Source organism: Flavobacterium sp. (assembly GCF_017985075.1).
GTDB lineage: Bacteria > Bacteroidota > Bacteroidia > Flavobacteriales > Flavobacteriaceae > Flavobacterium.
The window spans coordinates 24686-42603 of the sequence record NZ_JAGNYF010000009.1; the positions used below are offsets into that span (position 1 = coordinate 24686).

General features: G+C 31.4%; 20 protein-coding genes. 14 read left to right on the forward strand and 6 right to left on the reverse strand.

Features of this window, described 5'->3' with window-relative positions; translation table 11 throughout:
• Nucleotides 1–24: 24 nt before the first annotated feature.
• Nucleotides 25–225, reverse strand: coding sequence for a DUF2007 domain-containing protein (locus tag KA468_RS03475; RefSeq protein ID WP_291241546.1), 201 nt, complete (start codon nt 223–225; stop codon nt 25–27).
• A gap of 384 nt (nt 226–609) precedes the next feature.
• Between KA468_RS03475 and KA468_RS03480 the strand changes: the two genes are divergently transcribed.
• On the forward strand, nt 610–999 hold the full coding sequence (locus KA468_RS03480; RefSeq protein ID WP_291241547.1) for a hypothetical protein: 390 nt from the start codon (nt 610–612) through the stop codon (nt 997–999).
• Nucleotides 1000–1009: 10 nt separating this feature from the next.
• Here KA468_RS03480 and KA468_RS03485 read toward each other — a convergent pair whose 3' ends face one another.
• Nucleotides 1010–2413, reverse strand: coding sequence for an FAD-linked oxidase C-terminal domain-containing protein (locus tag KA468_RS03485; RefSeq protein ID WP_291241548.1), 1404 nt, complete (start codon nt 2411–2413; stop codon nt 1010–1012).
• A 235-nt stretch (nt 2414–2648) separates the two neighbouring features.
• Between KA468_RS03485 and meaB the strand changes: the two genes are divergently transcribed.
• The 13 genes from meaB to KA468_RS03550 all read left to right on the forward strand — a co-directional run bounded on the left by meaB (nt 2649) and on the right by KA468_RS03550 (nt 14262).
• Nucleotides 2649–3731: a methylmalonyl Co-A mutase-associated GTPase MeaB gene (gene meaB, locus KA468_RS03490; RefSeq protein ID WP_291241549.1), complete on the forward strand. Its 1083-nt coding sequence runs from the start codon at nt 2649–2651 to the stop codon at nt 3729–3731.
• 62 nt (nt 3732–3793) lie between these two features.
• Nucleotides 3794–4258, forward strand: coding sequence for a DUF4375 domain-containing protein (locus KA468_RS03495; RefSeq protein ID WP_291241550.1), 465 nt, complete (start codon nt 3794–3796; stop codon nt 4256–4258).
• A 49-nt stretch (nt 4259–4307) separates the two neighbouring features.
• Nucleotides 4308–5201: an ATP-binding cassette domain-containing protein gene (locus KA468_RS03500; RefSeq protein WP_291241551.1), complete on the forward strand. Its 894-nt coding sequence runs from the start codon at nt 4308–4310 to the stop codon at nt 5199–5201.
• 93 nt (nt 5202–5294) lie between these two features.
• On the forward strand, nt 5295–6149 hold the full coding sequence (locus KA468_RS03505) for an ABC transporter permease subunit (RefSeq protein ID WP_291241552.1): 855 nt from the start codon (nt 5295–5297) through the stop codon (nt 6147–6149).
• Nucleotides 6150–6165: 16 nt separating this feature from the next.
• The gene (locus KA468_RS03510) at nt 6166–8154 is read left to right on the forward strand and encodes a T9SS type B sorting domain-containing protein (protein ID WP_291241553.1); all 1989 of its coding nucleotides are present in this window, start codon (nt 6166–6168) and stop codon (nt 8152–8154) included.
• Complete coding sequence (gene crcB / locus KA468_RS03515) at nt 8151–8522, forward strand: fluoride efflux transporter CrcB (protein WP_291241554.1); 372 nt, start codon at nt 8151–8153, stop codon at nt 8520–8522. The genes KA468_RS03510 and crcB overlap by 4 nt, the downstream gene beginning before the upstream one ends.
• Nucleotides 8522–9544: a bifunctional oligoribonuclease/PAP phosphatase NrnA gene (locus KA468_RS03520; protein WP_291241555.1), complete on the forward strand. Its 1023-nt coding sequence runs from the start codon at nt 8522–8524 to the stop codon at nt 9542–9544. Before crcB ends, KA468_RS03520 begins: the two co-directional genes overlap by 1 nt.
• A 10-nt stretch (nt 9545–9554) precedes the next feature.
• The gene (gene gldI / locus KA468_RS03525; RefSeq protein WP_291241556.1) at nt 9555–10103 is read left to right on the forward strand and encodes a gliding motility-associated peptidyl-prolyl isomerase GldI; all 549 of its coding nucleotides are present in this window, start codon (nt 9555–9557) and stop codon (nt 10101–10103) included.
• A gap of 6 nt (nt 10104–10109) precedes the next feature.
• Nucleotides 10110–11186, forward strand: a complete 1077-nt coding sequence (locus KA468_RS03530; RefSeq protein ID WP_291241557.1) for a peptidylprolyl isomerase — start codon at nt 10110–10112, stop codon at nt 11184–11186.
• Between the two features lie 6 nt (nt 11187–11192).
• Complete coding sequence (locus tag KA468_RS03535; protein ID WP_291241558.1) at nt 11193–12401, forward strand: peptidylprolyl isomerase; 1209 nt, start codon at nt 11193–11195, stop codon at nt 12399–12401.
• A 115-nt stretch (nt 12402–12516) separates the two neighbouring features.
• On the forward strand, nt 12517–12930 hold the full coding sequence (gene ruvX, locus KA468_RS03540; RefSeq protein ID WP_291241559.1) for a Holliday junction resolvase RuvX: 414 nt from the start codon (nt 12517–12519) through the stop codon (nt 12928–12930).
• Between the two features lie 73 nt (nt 12931–13003).
• Complete coding sequence (locus KA468_RS03545; protein ID WP_291241560.1) at nt 13004–13396, forward strand: SRPBCC family protein; 393 nt, start codon at nt 13004–13006, stop codon at nt 13394–13396.
• 2 nt (nt 13397–13398) lie between these two features.
• Nucleotides 13399–14262 carry a hypothetical protein gene (locus KA468_RS03550; protein WP_291241561.1) on the forward strand — a complete coding sequence of 288 codons (864 nt, stop codon included), beginning with the start codon at nt 13399–13401 and terminating at the stop codon, nt 14260–14262.
• A gap of 72 nt (nt 14263–14334) precedes the next feature.
• Here KA468_RS03550 and KA468_RS03555 read toward each other — a convergent pair whose 3' ends face one another.
• From KA468_RS03555 to KA468_RS03570, 4 genes are all read right to left on the reverse strand, one after another.
• Nucleotides 14335–14826 (reverse strand): CIA30 family protein, encoded by a 492-nt coding sequence (locus KA468_RS03555; protein ID WP_291241562.1) that lies wholly within the window; start codon nt 14824–14826, stop codon nt 14335–14337.
• 69 nt (nt 14827–14895) lie between these two features.
• Complete coding sequence (locus tag KA468_RS03560) at nt 14896–15930, reverse strand: o-succinylbenzoate synthase (protein ID WP_291241563.1); 1035 nt, start codon at nt 15928–15930, stop codon at nt 14896–14898.
• 77 nt (nt 15931–16007) lie between these two features.
• The gene (locus KA468_RS03565) at nt 16008–17198 is read right to left on the reverse strand and encodes a hypothetical protein (protein ID WP_291241564.1); all 1191 of its coding nucleotides are present in this window, start codon (nt 17196–17198) and stop codon (nt 16008–16010) included.
• A gap of 41 nt (nt 17199–17239) precedes the next feature.
• Complete coding sequence (locus tag KA468_RS03570) at nt 17240–17917, reverse strand: metal-dependent hydrolase (protein WP_291241565.1); 678 nt, start codon at nt 17915–17917, stop codon at nt 17240–17242.
• Between the last annotated feature and the right edge of the window lies 1 nt (nt 17918).

Sequence of the window (17918 nt, forward strand, 5' to 3'; positions counted from 1 at the left end):
TTCACTTTTTACTAATCACTAAAATTACATATTCATTTTAAAATCTTCTATTGCGTCTCTCACTTTCATAAAATCATCTTCTTCAATAAACAATTCAATTATTTTATTTGTTCCAGAATTTTGTTTGTTTTCTCGTTGTGTTACAAATACATTACCCGATTCTATTACAGATTGTAATTTTTGTGCAATTGTTTCTTTTCCAGAAAAAATTTTAATAAGTCCCATATTTATATGTTTGGATTTTTGAGGTGCAAATATAGTCTATTTCAATAATTTTAGACAAAATTGAAAGATTAATAAATTATTGTGTTGCATTTTATTAATAATAATTGGTAAAACCAGATTTGAATAGGTTGAACATCAATAAAAGAAGTTATATTTACAAAACAAATAATGCGAAGTAATTAGAAAATTCAAAAATTATGGCTAAAAGTCAAGACGCAAAAAAAGTACAAAAAAAAGAACCTTTAAAAACCGCTAAAGAAAAAAAGGAAGAAAAAAGAGATAAAAGAAACAATCCAAAACGAGATTAAAAAAACAAGTCCTGAATTAGAAATAATTGAGGATTTTTTTATGCTAAACTTTTAGTACTTTTACAAAAAAAACTGAATGAGCTATTCTGAACAAATAAATGCAATATACGAACACCTAAAAACCAGTTTATCAAATGGGACTTTCGCAAAGTTAACCTTAGGAAAAACCATTGGGAAAACGGAATTAACAAATATATATTTCCGTACGATTGTAGATAATGATGCTTTAAAATTCAATGTAACGTTCAGATATTTATCAGAAGAAATTATTGAAATAAAACCTATTGAAGATGTAGTGATGCTTTTAAATCAATACCTAAACAATCCGTTTTTAACTGTAATTTTATTTACAACTGAAAAAGACATTCTAATAAAATTAAATAAAAAACGAATTGCCACCATTACTGAAATGGACAATACGTTTAAAAACGCAGATCCAGTTTTGTTGGATTTCTTAAAAAAATAAACCCATTTTTTTACAACTCGTCAGGGAAAATTTTCCCAGGATTTAATATATTATTAGGGTCGAAAACAGCTTTTATTCTCTCCATAAGTTCTAAATGACCTTTGTTAAAAACAATATCCATATAGTTTTTTTGTACCAATCCGATACCGTGTTCTCCAGATAAAGTTCCTTTTAGAGAAACTGTTAATTCAAAAATTTCTCTTATTCCTTTTGGAACTTCAGTTTTCCAATTGCTATCAGTCATTGTGCCTTTGATAATATTCACGTGTAAATTTCCATCACCTGCGTGTCCATAGCACACCGATTGAAATCCGTATTTTGAACCAATTTCTTTAATTCCTTTTAATAATTTTGGTAATTCAAATCTTGGTACAACCGTATCTTCTTCTTTATAAATAGAATTTGCCTTTACAGCTTCAGCCACACCTCTTCGCATTTTCCAAAGGGCATTTTTCTGATCTTCTGTATCTGCGAATAATACTTCATCGATTTCAAATTGTTCTACCACTTCCAATATTTTTTCTGCTTCTTGCATTAAAATTTCAGGGTAATTTCCATCTACTTCAATTAATAAATGGGCTTGATGTTCTGGTTTTACATCTACAGAAATGCCATCTAAATAGGTAACCGACCAATCTATCGCATCACGCTCCATAAATTCTAATGCACTCGGTACTATTCCGGCTCTGAATATAGCAGAAACCGCTTCACAAGCTTGTTCTGCCTTATAAAACGGGACCAAAAGCAATACATTATGTGTGTTTTTAGGAATTAGTTTTAAAACAATTTTGGTTACAATTCCTAAAGTACCTTCGCTTCCCACCATCAATTGGGTAAGGTTATAACCTGTTGAATTTTTTAACGTATTGGCACCTGTCCAAATAATAGCACCTGTGGGCAAAACCACTTCTAAATTTAATACATAATCTTTAGTAACACCATATTTTAGTGCACGTGCACCACCTGCATTTTCGGCAACATTACCTCCTATCCAACAACTACCCATACTACTTGGATCCACAGGGTAAAACAATCCTTTTTCAGCTACTGCCTCACGTAATACTTGAGTAATTACAGCTGGTTCGGTAGTGACTTGCAAATTATTTTCGTCTATTTCTATAATTTTATTTAATCGCTCTAAAGATAAGCCAATGCCACCAAAAATAGATAACGCACCACCGCTCAAACCCGTTCTTGCGCCTATTGGCGTAGTTGGAATTTTATATTGATTGGCTACTTTTAAAATTTCAGAAATTTCTTGTGCATTGGCAGGTTTAAGAACTACTTGTGGCGGAAATGATAAATCTTCCGTTTCGTCGTGACCAAAATGCGATAGTGTTTCGGCATCTGTAAAAATATAATTTTCGCCTACAATTGCGGTTAATTTTTGAAAAGCTTCGGTATTGAAATTCATAATTTTATTTTTTATTACTACTAAATTTCGAAAGTATCGAATAGTAAATAGTTTTTTGTTTTTACATTTAATTTTATTTCTTTTGAAAACGAATGCCCTAGCCCTGATAGGAGCGGTATCCTTTTTATTTAAGTTTCCTGAGGCACTCGAAGGTAACTTAAATAAAAAGATTTAGCGGATAGCAGGAATGGCTTCTTTTAAAAAAAAATATTACTTTTACACAAAGCAATTTTAATTGAGTAAAAATAATAAAATATCTGCACTTTCCGAAAAAGACGGAATAATTAAACCTGAAATAGTAAGTTCTCAGGTAGCAAAGCACATTCAAGCGTTTAGAAAGCAAGAAGTTAGTGCGGCTGAGTTGATTGAAAAAATTATTTTAGGCGATAAAGTGGCTTTGAGTAGAGCTATTACTTTAATTGAAAGCACCAATCCTATACATTTTGAGAAAGCGAACGAAGTTATAAATGGTTGTTTGCCTTATGCGAATAATTCAGTTCGAATTGGTATTACAGGTGTGCCTGGCGTGGGAAAAAGTACTTTTATTGAAGCGTTTGGAAAACACCTAACCAACATTGGAAAAAAAGTTGCAGTTTTGGCTATTGATCCAAGCAGCACATTAAGTCACGGAAGTATTTTGGGAGACAAAACCCGAATGGAAGAATTGGTAAAAGATGAAGATGCCTTTATTCGACCAAGCGCTTCTGGTGAAAGTTTAGGCGGTGTCGCCAGAAAAACACGAGAAGCCATAATTTTATGTGAGGCCTGTGGCTTTGATACGATTATTATAGAAACCGTAGGTGTGGGACAAAGTGAAACTGCCGTGCACAGTATGGTAGATTTCTTTTTACTTTTAAAAATTTCGGGAGCTGGCGATGAGTTACAAGGGATTAAGCGAGGTATTATGGAAATGGCGGATGCAGTTGTAATAAACAAAGCCGATGGCGACAACATACAAAAAGCAAAAATGGCGCAAATAGAATTTAACAGAGCGTTACATTTGTTTCCTATGAAAGATTCGGGATGGCAGCCAAAAGTAACGACCTGCAGCTCAATTACTTCAGATGGTATTTCAGAAGTGTATGCGATTATTTTAGCTTATATTTCTCAAACAACTGATTCTGGTTATTTTTATGCCAACAGAGAGGCACAAAACCAATATTGGATGATGGAAACAATTAATGAACAACTGAAAAACAGCTTTTACCAACATCCAGAAATAATAAAACAATTAGAAACCGTTAAAAAGCAAGTACTTCAACACGAAATCTCTCCTTTTATAGGTGCAAAATACTTATTGGAGCTTTTTAAGAAATAATAGCACAACTATTTACTCCTAATTTTATAAATTACAAAACAAACAAACTTTAACATTTTTATATGCAAAATATTGAAACCGTATTACAATTAGAAGACGAAATAGCTATTATTGAAGCCGTTGGTACTCATATTTGGGATAAAAAACAAAAAACAGATTTAAACCACGCCGAAAAAACATTTGTACTTATTGATATTTTTGAGGCGGCGATGAATGAAGGTGGTTTGCATTATTTCTTTAACAATGAAAGTGGCGATTTTGCCGCTGAAATTATCCAAGCTTATAAAGAGATTGAAGCGCCTAAAACAGCAACATTACTTACCAAAGCTTTTCAATTGTTCACAGTAAAATATACCGAAGACACTACTAAAAGACAAGAGGTTATTACAAAGCTTGATGAAAAAATCATCTCCGGTTGGGAAGACTTAGATGAAATTTTCTTTACTGAAGAAGAGGAAGATGTTGTTGCATTAATTGTTGCTTTTATTCGAAAAAATAAATCGAAATTTCTTAACGAATACGTGTAACAGGATACCGTTTCTGTCGTCTTACCTATAAATTAAATACGTAATACTATTGGAAACTATATTAAAAATCACCAATCTTCATAAAAAATACGGCAAAGTTCACGCGGTAAACAATGTTTCTATTGAAATTAAAAAAGGAAATGTATATGGAATTTTAGGACCAAATGGTTCTGGAAAATCAACTACATTGGGCATTGTGTTAAACGTAGTAAACAAAACATCTGGCGATTTTCAATGGTTTGATGGGGCACATTCTACACACGAAGCCCTAAAAAAAGTGGGTGCCATTATTGAACGTCCCAACTTTTACCCTTATATGTCTGCGGAAGACAATTTGAAATTAGTCTGCAAAATAAAAAACATTCCTTTTACAAAAGTCACCGAAAAATTAGAATTAGTAGGTCTTTTAGAAAGAAAAGACAGCAAATTTAAAACGTTTTCTTTAGGAATGAAGCAGCGTTTGGCTATAGCCTCTGCCCTATTAAACGATCCAGAAATTTTAATTTTAGATGAACCTACAAATGGCTTAGATCCGCAAGGAATTAGACAAATTAGAGATTTAATCCGAATTATTGCCAATCAGGGCACAACAATTCTTTTAGCGTCTCACTTATTAGACGAAGTAGAAAAAGTATGCTCACACGTAATTGTAATAAGAAATGGCGTTACTTTATACCAAGGAACGGTTGACGGAATTACAGCAAATGAAGGATTCTTTGAATTGGAATCGGATAATTTAGCTCAATTAAAAACTGCGTTACAATCGTTTCCACAAATTGACAAAATTGAAGAAGAGGATTCAAAAGTATTGGTGTATTTAAATGCTAATTTGGAAGCATCCGAATTAAATTCGCACTTATTTAAACAAAATATCACACTTACACATTTAGTGAAAAGAAAGCATAGTTTAGAAGAACAGTTTTTAGAATTAACGAAACATTAATTTTGTTGCCTGAGGTTCTCGAAGGCAACAAAATTAATTCAACACTTGCCTTCGAGAGCCTCAGGCAACTTTCAAACTAATTAAACTAAAAAAATGAAAAGATTACTCTCTATAGAATTACAAAAAATTTGGCAAAACAAAGCCAGTAGAATATTAACCATAGTCTATTTTTTATCGCTTTCGTTATTAGCTACGGTAGCTTTAATTGAATTTGATTTTGGTGTGTTTAAATTTGAAGCTGCAAAAAGTGGCTTTTTCAATTTTCCATATATTTGGCACTTCACAACTTATATTGCCTCTTGGTTAAAAATATTTTTGGCTGTAATTATTGTTTCAATGATTGCCAATGAATACAGTTATGGCACATTAAAACAAAACTTAATTGATGGAATGTCCAAAAAAGAGTTCTTATTATCAAAAGTATATACCATATTAGTATTCTCATTAGTTTCGACAACTTTAGTTTTTGTAATTAGTTTAATTTTAGGTTTAAAATATTCTTCGTATACAGAAATAGGCATTATTTTTTCGGATTTAGAATATTTGTTTGCATACTTTTTAAAACACGTTGCGTTTTTCTCTTTCTGTTTATTTCTTGCCTTGTTAATTAAACGATCTGCTTTTACATTAGGATTTATTTTTGTTTGGTTTTTAGGCGAAAATATTGGCCACGCCATTTTAAAATATCAAATTTTAGGCTATACACATTTAGATAAAGACACTACTCCAATTGATTTTCTAAAAAAATTATTTCCTTTAGAATCGATGTCAAATTTAATTGTAGAGCCTTTTACGAGATTAAATTTTGTGAAATCGGTTACCACTACAGTGGGCGCAACTATAGAGAAAAATTATGCCGTAGAGCCTGTTAGTATTGTAATAGTACTATTTTGGACCTGTTTATTCTTATTATTATCTTTTTACATCCTTAAAAAACGAGATTTATAGTATCTTTGCTGATGCTATGAAAAGAATAATATTTATATTTTTTGGCGTTTTATTTAACGTTGGTGTTTCGCAAAATATAACTGTAAATCAAACCTTTACAGCACAACAGCTAATTGAAAACATTTTAGTCAATAGTGGTTGCGTATCTGTAAGTAACTTTTCTGCAACTGGTGGAAATTTTAGTGCGGGTGAAATGAGTTTTGGTTATTTCAATGCTAATGGTTCTGTATTTCCTTTTCAAGAAGGTATTGTTTTAAGTACTGGAAAATTAAGTTCCGTAATTGGACCTAATACAAATTTTTCTGATTCAGGTATTGGAATGAGTTGGAATGGAGACACCGATTTAAATACTGCATTAAGTCTATCTAACACGTTTAATGCTACTGTATTAGAATTCGATTTTATACCGAATGCGAATACTATCAGCTTTGATTATATTTTTGCATCCGAACAATATCTTTTGAATCCAGCTTCAAACCAGTGCAATTATACTGATGGTTTTGCTTTTTTACTCAAAGAAGCTACTGCTTCTACGTATCAAAACTTAGCATTAATTCCAAACACAACTATTCCTGTGCGTGTGAATACGGTTCGAGGAAGCGGAACTATTTGTCCTGCTGCGAATGAAGCATATTTTGATGCATTTAATTCAGGCAATTACCCAACTACTTATGATGGGCAAACTAAAATTTTAACGGCACAAGCAGCAGTAATACCTGGAACTTTATATCATATAAAATTAGTAATTGCCGATGAAGGAAATGGCCGATTTGATTCTGGGATTTTCTTAAAAGCTGGAAGTTTTGTATCAGAAAAAGACTTAGGACCTAATCGATTACTTTCATCAGGAAATTCCTTATGCCCTAACGAAACATTAATTTTAAATGCCACACAAGCCGGTGCTACAAATTATAAATGGTTCAAAAATGGAAATCAAGTTGGAACAAATAGTGCCACTTATGACGTAACTTCAGCAGGAACTTATTCTGTAGAAATAAACATCAATACTACTTGCGTGATTACAGGTTCAATTGAAATAGAATATGCGCCTAACATAACTACATCAACTACCAGTTTTACAGCTTGTGATACGAATTCTGATGGATTTGCCGACTTTGATTTGAACGCCATTAAAACCCAAATTTTTAACAACTTACCTAATAATTATAGTGTAGCATTATTTGATTCTCCCTCAGGAACAACTGCTTTACTAGCAAACTTTACGAATACTACACTAAATCAACAAATTATTTATGCAAGAATTGTTTCGCTTGAAAATTGCTATTCTAACATTCCAATTACGCTAAACGTATTATCATCTGGTGGTATTTTAACAACCGAATTAATAAATATTTGCAATAATTCAACAACTACAATTAGTGCTCCAAGTGGCTTTTCTACATATAGTTGGAATACTTTACCAGTTCAGAATTCACAAACAATTTCTATTTCAAACGAAGGAAATTATATTGTGACGTTAACAAGTGCGAATGGATGCACAAATACAAAAACATTTACTGTAATTAATTCTGAACTTGCTACTATTACAAGTATTGAAGTAAATGATTTTGAGGAAAATTTAACGGCTTTAATTACTATTATTGGAAATGGAAATTATACTTATTCAATTGACAATGTAAATTTTCAAAACACACCCTTTTTTAACTTGCCTGAACCTGGAGAATACCGTATTTATGTAAAAGAAGAACAATGCGGAACAATTTCTGATACTTTTTTCGCAATTTCCTATCCAAAATTTTTCACTCCTAATGGAGATACTTTTAACGATATCTGGCAAATTAAAAATTTAGATAAAAAAGGGTTAGAAAACAGTAAAATTTATATTTTTGATAGATTTGGAAAACTCATAAAAGAAATTAACAAAACCAACACCAGTTGGGACGGCACTTTCGATAATCAAAAGCTTCCTTCAACAGATTATTGGTTTGTTATAGAAGTTTCAAACGGTAAAATTATAAAAGGACATTTTAGTTTAAAACGATGATAAAAAACATATTTTTAGTACTTCTTGGAGGCGGAATTGGCAGTGTAGTCAGATATTTACTTAGTTATTTTTTAACCAGAAACAGTACAACTCAGTTTCCTTGGGCAACTTTCATAGCTAATGGTTTAGGTTGCTTATGTATTGGATTACTTTTTGGATATATTCAGAAAAATAATGTACAAAATGAAACGTTGAAACTTTTACTAATAACTGGGTTTTGTGGTGGATTTACTACTTTTTCAACATTTAGTTTAGAAAACATTCAATTTATTCAAAATCAAAATTATAACTTAGCGCTTTTATACACAATATCATCGATTTTTATTGGTTTTTTAGGTGTACTAATTGGTTTTAAACTATTTAACTAATGCAACATATAAACGAAAGTCAAATTTCTGAAATAAAACAACTCTTAGCAACTCCAAAAAAAATTGCTATCATTCCGCATAGAAATGTGGATGGTGACGCAATGGGTTCTACGCTTGGGTTATATCATATTTTAAAACAATTAAATCACCAAATTACGGTTGTTGTGCCCAATGAAATTCCAGATTATTTACAATGGATTCCAGGTACAAATGACGCAACACTAATTTTTGAAGGCGCGCATACCAATAAAGCAATTTCTGTTTTAAAAGAAGCAGAACTAATTTTTACGTTAGATTTTAATGCATTTCATCGTACAGGTGAGCAAATGGAAACGGTTTTAAAAACTATTTCTACAACATTTATAATGATTGACCATCACGAGAAACCTGATGCCTATGCAAAATATATGTTTTCAGATATTGAGTATAGTTCCACTTGCCAAATGGTGTATGAATTCATCCAAAAATTAGAACTTGGCGACTACATAAATTTAGATGCAGCTACGTGCTTATATACAGGAATCGCAACAGATTCTGGTGGATTTCGCTTTCCAAGAACTACCGGAAACTTACATCGCATTGTAGCCAATTTAATTGATATCGGCGTGAATAATTCGCAAATTCACGTAAATTTATACGATAATGGCGATTATAATAAACTACAAATTTTAGGAAAAGCACTATCAAATATGAAAGTGTTACCGGAATACAAAACCAGTTATATTGCACTTTCGCAACAAGAACAAAACGAACTACAAGTTAAAAAAGGCGATACAGAAGGTATAGTAAATTATGGCTTAACCATTAAAAAAATTGATTTTACAGCGTTTTTCACAGAAGTTTCAGAAGAAAAAATAGTTAAAATTTCATTTCGTTCACAAGGTGATTTTGATGTAAATCAGTTTGCCCGAAATCATTTTAATGGTGGCGGACACAAAAATGCAGCTGGTGGGAAATCTTTTGATAGTTTAGAAGACACAATAACTAAATTTATTGCTATTTTAGCAGTCGAAAAAAAATAAATTAACAAAAATGAACTCATTCAAATATATTTTACTTGTTGCAGCAACCATTTTCATTGCTTCGTGTTCTGAAAAGCAAGCGCGTAAACCCATTTCTCAAACTTCTGGAACTTTTATGAAAGAATCCATTGACAGAAATAAAAAGTTAAATGAACAAGAAAAAATAGCCATCACAAAAATCATTCAAAAAGATACTGCATTTATATACAATCGTTCAGAAAAAGGCTTTTGGTATGCTTATGAAACTAAAAGTACTGAAAATGTATTTCCTGTAAAAGGCGATGTAGTGAATTTTGATTATGAAATTACCGATTTATACGGAAATATCATTTATACCGCTGAAGAATTAAAACCACAAACCTATTATGTAGACAAACAAAATATTATGAGTGGTTTACGAAACGGTATCAAATTAATGCATAAAGGCGACAAGGTGAAATTCATTTTTCCTTCACAATCTGCATACGGATATCACGGTGATGATAAAAAAATCGGGACGAATCAGCCTATTATTTGTCACGTAACGTTAAATGAAATAAAAACAGAAACCCCAGAATAATTAAAAATGAAAAAGATACTTACATTCCTTTTATTTAGTACGCTATTTATTTCTTGTACAGGCAAAGTTGAAAATGGTAATTTATCAGATGGTTTATATGCTTTAATTGAAACATCTAAAGGAGATATTACTATAAAATTAGAATTCGAAAAAGCGCCTTTTACAGTAGCAAACTTTGTTACATTAGCTGAAGGAAAAAATAATTATGTGAACTCCAAATACAAAGGCATTCACTTCTACGACGGATTAACTTTTCACAGAGTCGAAGCAAATCCGCCAATGATTCAAGGTGGTGATCCTTTAGGTTCTGGGCAAGGCGGACCTGGGTACAAATTTAAAGATGAATTTCACCCAGAATTAAATCACGGAAAAGCGGGAATATTATCTATGGCAAATTCAGGACCTAACACAAATGGTTCTCAGTTTTTCATAACAACAGATCAAACACCATATTTAGATAGAAAACACAGTGTTTTTGGCGAAGTAGTAGAAGGATTAGATATTGTAAGTACAATTGTGGTTGGCGATAAAATAAATACTGTAAAAATCATCAGAAATGGTGATGCTGCTAAAAAATTCGACGCGGTTAAAGTCTTTAAAGAATATTTTGATAAACAAGTCGAATTACAAAAAGTACTTGAGCAAGTTAAAATCAAAAAAGTAGCTCAAATTGAGGATATTAAAGCGACAGGAACCAAAACCAAAACAGGATTAATTTATAAATTAATTTCTTCAGGAAAAGGAAAAAAACCAGTTTATAGCCAAGAAGTATTTGTACATTATGCAGGATTTTTTGTTGATGGCACGCTGTTTGACACAAGTTATGCGAATGTAGCCGAAGAAAATGGCGTATTAGATGAAGCCAGAAAAGAAGCAAACGGATATGCACCTTTTCCATTTACTTACGGAAGTAAAACTGGCTTAATTCCTGGATTTATTGAAGGATTAGAAAATATGAAATTTGGCGATAAAATGGCCTTATTAATACCCGGGCATTTAGGATATGGCGAACAAGGGTATGGCGCCATTCCGCCTAATGCCACATTATTATTTGAAGTAGAATTATTAGAAAAACCAAATTAATTAAAAATGAAAAAGTTAGTAGTATTATTGTGTGCATTAACTGCCACTATTTCTTTAGCACAAACTAAAAATGCAAAACCAAAACCAGTAGTTTTGGAAGGTATATTTGCAGAAATTTATACCAACAAAGGTAAAATTGCCTTACAATTAGAATTTCAAAAAACACCTATTACTGTTGCCAATTTTATTACGTTAGCAGAAGGTAAAAATGAATTTGTAACCAACGACAGAAAAGGAAAACCTTATTACGATGGTTTAAAATTCCATAGAGTTATTGCGAATTTTATGATTCAAGGTGGTTGTCCTTTAGGAACTGGAGCAGGAGATCCTGGATATAAATTTAAAGACGAATTTGATCCAAGTTTAAAACACGACAAGCCAGGAATTTTATCTATGGCAAATTCTGGACCTGCAACAAATGGGTCTCAGTTTTTCATCACACATAAAGATACACCTTGGTTAAACAACAAACACAGTATTTTTGGTCACGTTATTGAAGGGCAAAAAGTAGTAGATGCTATTGCTCAGGACGATGTAATTGAAAAAGTAGTAATTGTTAGAAAAGGAAAATTAGCTAAAAATTTCAATGCAGAAAAAGTATTTTCAGAATATATGAAAATGAAACCTGAATTAGATAAAAAAGAAGCAGAAGAAAACAGAATTAAGGCAGAAGCAAATGCAAAATTAGAAGCAGAAAGAAAACAAAAAGAATCGGAAGCAAAAGCCATTGCTGATAAAGAAATGAAAGAAAAATTAGGTCCGCTTTTAGCTGCTAAAGTTGCTGAATTAGCTGCTTTAAAAGCAAAAACAACAACTACGGCTTCTGGTTTACAATATAGCATCTTACAAAAAGGAACAGGCGTAAAACCAGCAGAAGGTAAAGATATTTATGTGCATTATGCAGGATATTTAGAAGATGGGAGTCTTTTTGACAGTAGCTACGAAGCCATAAACAAAATGTATGGTAAATTTGACCTAAACAGAGCCAATCAAAACGGTTACCAACCTTTTCCATTTAAATACGGAAGCAAAGGGGGTTTAATCCCTGGATTTTTAGAAGGAATTAACAATATGAATTTCAATGATAAAGCAATTTTCTTTATTCCAGCTAAATTAGGATATGGAGAAAGAGGTGCTGGGAACGTGATTCCACCAAACAGTAATATCATTTTTGAAGTGGAAATTTTAGAAAGTTTACCAACTGCAAAACAATAAATACAGAAATATATATTTAATATCTCATCTTGATTTATCAAGGTGAGATTTTTTATTTGTAGTAATTCATACATTTACTTAAGGTTTTACTTACTTTTGTATTTAAATTAATTTAATGGCACGAATTTTATCCATAGATTACGGACAAAAACGAACAGGAATTGCGGTTACAGACGACTTTCAAATTATTGCAAGCGGACTTACCACTATTCCATCTACAGATTTAATTGCTTTTTTAAAAACCTATTTTTCTAAAGAAAATGTGGAAACTGTAATCATTGGCGAACCGAAACAAATGAACGGCTTACCAAGTGAAAGCACAGAAATTATTGAAAAATTTATAACGCAGTTTCATACCGAATTTCCAAATATGAAAATGGAACGTGTAGATGAACGTTTTACCTCAAAAATGGCATTTCAAACTATGATTGATAGCGGTTTAAAGAAAAAACAACGCCAAAACAAAGGATTAATTGACGAAATTGCCGCAACAATACTATTGCAAGATTATTTGAATTACAAAAAATAAAGCGTAAATTTGAATTTAAGATTTACGAGTTTAGATTTACGAAACCTAAAACCTGAAACAAAAAAACAAAACAATGAATTTAGAAAGTCCAAAAACAAACGTAAAAAAATCAGCTGAATACATTTTTAATGCCTTATCAGATATTAAAAATTTCGAAAAATTAATGCCTGAAAATATGGCAAAATTTGAAGTTATTGATGAAAATTGCTTTGAATTTGGTTTAAAAGGTATGCCTGAAATTAAATTGGTAAAAAAAGCAAGCACACCAAATTCAGAAATTATTTTAGGTGCTGCATCAAGTAAATTACCGTTTACTTTAACTGCAAAAATAGATGCGATTTCAGAAAATGAAACCGATATACAATTGTTTTTTGAAGGTGAATTTAATGCAATGATGGCGATGATGGTAAAAGGACCTATTACTAAGTTTATTGAAACTTTATCAAGTAATATGGATAAATTATAGTTATGAAGAAACTATTTTTATTGTTTTTTATTGCGATAGCATTAAATTCATTTGCTCAAAATGGTAGAATGAATCAACAAACATCTGGTGTTGAATTTTATTTTGGAAAAAAAGATTATGTACCTGCAACGGTTCAACTAACTAATGGGAAAACATTAATGGGTGAAGTTCAAGATTTTGATTCTCCAAACATAATTGAGATCAGAGATTTTGGGTTTAAACCTAGTGATCTAGAAAACGATATTAATTATAATAGAAAAAAAATTAGATTTAGAAAAAATGCAGATGATACTTCAATTCAAATTTCAGCAGATTCAATAAATTATATTACGCACTTTGATATAGAGACAAAAGATATCAAAGAATTTAAAAGATTAAATATTTTGACAACAAATAACAATGGCAAGATTGAAAAAACTGACCGTGTTATATTTTTGCCTTTAATTAAAAAAGATTCGATAAATTTCTATGGTTATAATATGATAGCGCAAGGCAAATATGTTAGAACAGTTTTTTATTTAAATAATTCAAAAGATAATTTAGCTATTAATCCTTTAGATTTTAGTATGATGGACTTATTCAAAAATCAAAGTAAAATTGGGCAAGAAGTAGTAAATGCAATTAAGCACGTTACTAATGATTGTCCAGAGTTTCAGAAAATACTCGATCAAAAGATGGATGTTTCAGAAGAAATGAAAAAAGACGCCATACAAAAATATCAGAAAATGCAAAGCGACGTAAACGAAGGAAAGAAAAACTTAAAAACTAAAAAAGAAAAACGAGATTTTGAAAGTACCGTTTTTGCTAATTATTATTTAGATCCTTTTATAAAACTAACTGAGAGTTATAAAACTATGTGTAAATAAGAAAAAGCGACAATTAATTTTGTCGTTTTTTTTTGGATTATGTATTAAAGTGATTTTAGTTTAAGAAAGTATTTAATTCAGTTCAATTTTATCAATTACCAATTGAAAAGACTCATTTTTTTTATTGCCAATTAAAAAAATCAATTCTTCAAATGAATTGCTGTTATAATTAGGTAGATTTAGATCCTGACCACGAAAAGAAGGGTATAAATCTTTCATATTAATATTAATTTCTTGCCAGTCTCCATTAGTTTTAAATGTGGAGATATAAGAATAATATTTTGATATTTTGTCTTTAATTCTAATTTGGTAGTCTTTGCCGTCGCCTTTTAGTTTTAGAGTAATTTTACTGTCAGCGTTAGTATTAATTTTGTCAAATTGATACCTTACAGACGAAAATCCTCCATAATTTTCAGTAGACACTGTACCCGAGAATACGCCATTCCCATCATCATCGATAGAAAACCGACCATTGGAACGACCGCCCATTACCACATCATCAACTATTAACCAGTCGGAAACGTTTGAGTTTTTAGAAAAATCATAAATTGAAATTGTATTCATAGTAAAGCAAAAGAAAAGTAATAAAAGTAACTTCATAACACGTATAATTTATAGGAATTATTTGTAAACTTACAATTTAAATTCCCAATTTCGTTCCTTTACGTAAAATAACTTGCCGTTTTTAATTTCTAATGGACAAGCGAAATTATTAGTATACAAACCACCCGTTCCTAATCCTTGTGGCATTTTATTGTTTAACGTGTACGTAAATTGTGCAATCGCATTTAATCCCACATTACTTTCCAATGCCGAAGTAATCCACCAACCAATATTTCGTTTTTCAGCTAATTCTATCCATTCTAAGCTACCTTTTATGCCGCCAATAAAACTGGGCTTCAAAATAATATATTGTGGCTGTATGGCGTCTAAAAGCATTGCTTTAGCTTCATATTTAAAAACACCAATCAACTCTTCATCTAACGCTATTGGAAAAGGTGTGGTTTTGCATAGCTCTGACATCTTGTCAGTGTTGTTTTTTTGAACAGGCTGCTCAATGCTATGTAATTCAAATTCAGATAATTGATTTAATTTATTTAAAGCTTCATTTGAATCAAAAGCACCGTTTGCATCTACACGTATTTCAATGGTTTTTGCATCAAAATGTTGACGAATAAATCGCAATAAACCCAATTCTTTTTCAAAATCTATAGCGCCAATTTTCAATTTTATACAGGTAAAACCTTCCGCTAATTTTTCTTCAATTTGTTGTTTCATAAACGCTTCCTCACCCATCCAAACCAATCCATTAATTAAAATTGAATCTTTCGATTGGGTAAATTCAGAAGGAAACAATTCAAATAGAGATTTAGCTTGTAAAGATAAAAATGCCATCTCAACACCAAATTGAATGGAAGGAAATTCAAGTAATGCATCCCATAATTGATCCTTACCTAAATGAATGTTTTCACACACCCATTTCAATTTTTCTTCATAATCTGGTCGGTCATCAACTGATAAACCACGCAACAATCCGCACTCACCTATTCCAATTTTACCATTTTCTTCCAATAGTAAAAACCAGGTTTCTTTTTCCGTCATCACACCACGAGAGGTACCGCTTGGACGTTTAAAGTTTAGGATGTATTTTTTATAGGTAGCTTTCATTTTGTTAAACAGAGTTTCGCAAAGATTCGCAAAATTTGTGTGACTTTACGTATTCTTCGTGCGTCTCTGCGAAATAATTATTCAAGGATTCTTAGTATTTTTTTAAAATTATTTATTGGAAAGCCTTTCTTTTCAAACTCAGAAAAATCAGATTTCGTTTGATTTACCCAACTTGTATTTGAGGCAATGTTTTGCGTTTTGTATTGATTATGAAGGTCTTTAGCTTCCGAAACACGGTCTGTAAATAAATACACGTGAGCCAATTGCAATTGATGTGTTAAATCGTTCTTTTCTAAAGCTATAGCTTTGTTTATATTATCTTCTGCTTTAGCAAATTGTTTTGAAAATAAGTAGAAATTTCCCAATAAACCATAATCGATATGACTGGCTGCTTTTTTAAATATAATTTCGTCTTGAATTTTTGAAATGGCTTCATCAACTTTATTATTCTTATTTAACTGAACGGCTTCTATTCGTATCGTATTTAAATACAAATCAAATTGATTGGTTTTTTTTAAAGCTATTTCTTGTACCTCAGCAACTGCTTTAGATTTCTCTACTGCTATCAATTGTTTGTACTCAGAATATTTGTATTTTTCTGTAAAACTTGCTACAAATTGAGCTAAAAAAACGGCTTCTTTTGGTGATTTTTTATACCAATCTAATTTTTTTCCAAGTGTAACTATTTCTTTTTTTGTTTCTAAATTCCAACCTCTACTGGCTGAATAATCTATCCAAGAAACCACTTCCAATACTATTTTGGTGCTTAATACCCAGTTTTTATTTTCAAAAACAAACCAAATATTTGGTGTGTTTTCAAAACATTTTGTGTTTTTAATAGAAATTACTTTACTGTCTTTATTTATGGGTTCTTTACTGAAATAACAAGCCGTTTCTAACTTTCCGTCTTTTAAAAACTGATTTCCGGCCTTCTCAGATGTGTAAATTCCATAAACACAAGTATCGTCGCCAGAAAGAGAATTAGTTAATACAATAGCGCCTGCTGTGCCTTGACTAATACCTGTAGGATCTGGTATGGCTTTTAGTATAGATGCCAAGCTATTTGTGATTTTTCCGTTTTCATCAATTAATGAAATTCGGAATACAAATTCAGAGGCACCCTCAGGCAAGTCGTCAATTTTCACTAAGGTTCGGTTGCCCGATGAAAGTTTAATTTCTTTAGTAAACGCGCGTTCTTTATCCCAAAAACCATCTTTCTGAGCGAAAGAAATTTGAGTAATAAGAAGAAATAAGAATATTTTTTTCATTAAATAGTTTTTCTGTTGTTAAGCAATTTTGATACCAAAGTTTATAAATCGATGCTTTGTCCTATTTCTAATAACATTAAATCTTTTCCTTTTTGGAAGAATTTACGTTTGGCTTCTTCGTGATTAATTTCGATATAACCGAAAGTATCGTAATGATAGCCTAATATTTTATCACATTCTACAAAGTCTGAAGCGATAATAGCATCTTCCACATCCATTGTAAAATTACTTCCGATAGGCAAAATAGCCAAATCTAATTTGGTTCGCATCGGAATCAATTTCATATCCATTGTTAAAGCCGTATCGCCAGCGATGTATATGTTTTTATGCTCACCTTCAATTACAAATCCACCTGGTTGCCCACCATAGCTTCCATCAGGAAATGAGGAGGTATGAATCGCATTCACGTATTTGACATTCCCAAATTCGAAATCCCAACTTCCGCCGTGGTTCATTGGATGATAATGAAATCCTTTATTTCCATAATGTGAAGCAATTTCATAATTAGATACAATTACTGCATCTGTTCGTTTGGCAATAGTTTCCACATCTAAAATATGGTCTTGATGCGCATGTGTTAGCAATATATAATCGGCTTCAATTTCATCTATAGAAATGTGAGACGCTTTTGCATTTCCTGTAATAAAAGGATCTACCAAAATATGAGTATCATTGATTTGAATACCCAAGCACGCGTGTCCGTAAAATGTTATTTTCATA